Below are 2,508 nucleotides of genomic sequence, written 5' to 3'. Positions count from 1 at the left end.
CCACGCCGGGGACGGTGCGGTTCTGAAGATGGACTTCACGAACTTCTTCCCATCGATCAGAGCCCGGGATTGGGCTCAGTTCTGTAACGAGAACTCGGTATTCTCAGAGGAGGAGGACATTGCCGTCACTTCTCGCATTCTATTCTACCGTCGAAAGGGATCCTCTAGCCTGCGGCTGTCAATCGGCGCGCCCACCTCCCCTATGCTATCAAACATCCTCATGCGGCAGTTCGATGAGCGTGTTACCGAGAAGGTCGCAGAATTATCTCGCGGGCACATCACTTATACTCGGTACGCTGATGACCTCACTTTCTCTGCTCCGAGGACCGGATATCTTCAAGAAGTTCCGCGCGCTGTTAAGGCTATTGTCAGATCCACTCGCCACCCGAAATTGACCGTTAATTCCAACAAAACTGTCCTTGCCACGAGGAAATACAAGCGATTTGTAACTGGGCTCGTTCTGGCCAACGACGGGCGGGTAACAATTGGTCGAGATCGCAAGAGAACGATAAGGGCGACCGTTCACAGTGCGATGCGAGGTCTATTGAATGAAGAGCAAAGGCAGGAATTGCTTGGATTGCTCGCCTACATACACTCTGTCGAGCCAGCATTTACCCGGAAACTGATGGAGTGGTACGGCGCAGATTTTATGCAAACCCTTCGAAAGTCATTGAAGCAGGTCTGATTGGCGCGTCGACAATCACCTAGGCTTACTCCTCGCAAAGAACTCCGCCACTTCTCAAACCCGTGATCTCCGATCCGGGGCCGGCGGGCGTACAATGGCCGTGACGATGCGAAGAAGAGGCCGCCCATGGACTGGCCACCGACCGACACCCACACCCGCGCCCTCGTACATCTCGAGGAGGATCTGCGCGCCGCCTGCCTGGTCAGGTGCATGGCCGATCATCAGCGGGCCGCCGCCGGCCTCGCCAAGGCCTACGCCGACGCCCGCATCGAGACCCTGACGCGGCATATCGCGGAGGTGGAGGCGCATCGGCCGAAGGAGCCCGTCAGGATCACCGCGGCGCCCGAACGCTGGACGGCTAGCGGAGCTGCGTGAGCACGAAGGCGCGGATCGCCTCCGAGTCCTCCTCGTTGATGAAGCGGCTGAACCCGGCCATGCCGTTCTGCTTCAGCGCGCCATCATGCACGACCGCCTTCCAGCCGGTCGGCTCGAGCACCATAGGCGACTGCCTCAGGTTCGGCAGGTATCCGCCCGAGTGGCAGTGCCCGCAGTATCGGGCGTAGAGCACCCGCCCGCGGGCCGGGTCCGCGCTCGAGGCGACCGCCAGGGTCTTGTCGAGCGGCGGGCGCGGCTCCACAGGCGGATAGTCGGCCGCCTTGGCGGTCCCGCCCAGCTTGAAGACCAGCAGCCGCCCGGGCCGGCGCGGCTCGATGCCGTTGACGCCCCCTGCCCCGCCCCAGCCAGCCATCACGGCCACGTACTGGACGCCGTCCAGCTCGTAGGTCGCCGGCGCGGCGATGATCCCGTTGCCGGCCGCGTAGGACCACAGCCTGGCCCCGTCCTTGGCCGAATAAGCGATGAAGTCCTTGCCGGCGCCTTGGAAGACGAGGCCGCCGGCTGTCGCCAGCACGCCGCCGTTCCAGGGCTGCGGCAGGCGCACGCTCCAGCGCGGCCTGCCGGCCGCGACGTCCCACGCCAGCAGCCGACCGCCGAACTCCGAGAGCGGTGGCAGCGACGTCCATCCGGCCGACGGCGCCGGCGCCGGACTGGTGGCGGCGATCGCCTGCGGCGGGGTCGAGCCCAGCCGCGGCTGCGCCTGCGGCGTGCCAGGCGGGCCGGCGTTGTTGGGATTGTTGGCGGGGCCTGAACCGCCGCCGCCCAGGCCGGTGTTCCAGGCGCCGTTGATGAAGACGTAGTTCGGGTCGTTCTGATAGCCGCCCGGCGTGATCATGGCCGGGATGAACACCAGCCCCTCGCCAGGGTGATAGGCCATCGGCTGCCAGTTGTGGCCGCCGAGCGGGCCGGTTACGTGGCGGGCGGGTCCCTCCACATAGCGGGCGCCGGGCGCCTCCAGCGGCCGGCCGGTGGCGAGGTCCACCTTCTCGGCCCAGGTGACGGGGATGTACTTCTCCGCCGACAGCAGCTTCCCGCTCTTGGCGTCGAGCACGTAGAAGAAGCCGTTCTTCGGCGCCTGCATGACCACGCGCCGCTTGGCGCCGCCGATGGCCAGGTCGGCCAGCATGATGTGCTGGGTCGCCGTGTAGTCCCAGGAGTCCCCCGGTGTCGTCTGGTAGTGCCAGACGTACTCGCCGGTGTCGGGCTTCAGCGCCACAATGGAGGAGAGAAAGAGGTTGTCGCCCTTGCCGTCGCTGCGGTGCTGGTGGTTCCAGGGGCTGCCGTTGCCGACACCGATGTAGACGAGGTCCAGGCCCGGATCGTAGGCCATGGCGTCCCAGACGGTGCCGCCGCCGCCGCTCTCCTTCCAGCCCGCGCCGAACCAGGTGGCCGCCGCCTTCTGGGCCATCACCTTGTCGGAGGCGGCG

Annotated in this window: 3 protein-coding genes; 2 read left to right on the top strand and 1 reads right to left on the bottom strand. The window is 65.7% G+C overall.

The window, feature by feature from the left end; all coding sequences use genetic code 11:
* Together VHK87_RS19010 and VHK87_RS19005 are read left to right on the top strand one after the other, a co-directional pair.
* A partial coding sequence (locus tag VHK87_RS19010; RefSeq protein WP_329636465.1) for a reverse transcriptase domain-containing protein occupies positions 1-685 on the top strand: 685 nt, incomplete at its 5' end.
* A gap of 126 nt (positions 686-811) precedes the next feature.
* Positions 812-1,060 carry a hypothetical protein gene (locus tag VHK87_RS19005; RefSeq protein ID WP_329636464.1) on the top strand — a complete coding sequence of 83 codons (249 nt, stop codon included), beginning with the start codon at positions 812-814 and terminating at the stop codon, positions 1,058-1,060.
* Here VHK87_RS19005 and VHK87_RS19000 read toward each other — a convergent pair.
* Positions 1,044-2,508: PQQ-binding-like beta-propeller repeat protein (locus VHK87_RS19000; RefSeq protein WP_329636463.1), on the bottom strand; the 1,465-nt coding region annotated here is incomplete at its 5' end. The genes VHK87_RS19005 and VHK87_RS19000 overlap by 17 nt on opposite strands.

Source organism: Phenylobacterium sp. (assembly GCF_036263695.1).
In the GTDB taxonomy this organism is placed as follows: Bacteria; Pseudomonadota; Alphaproteobacteria; order Caulobacterales; family Caulobacteraceae; genus Phenylobacterium.
This window is presented reverse-complemented; position numbering and strand designations above follow the sequence as displayed.

Excerpts from the sequence above, each read along its gene's own strand:
- VHK87_RS19005 (WP_329636464.1), top strand. The coding sequence starts at position 812 with ATGGACTGGCCACCGACCGACACCCACACCCGCGCCCTCGTACATCTC.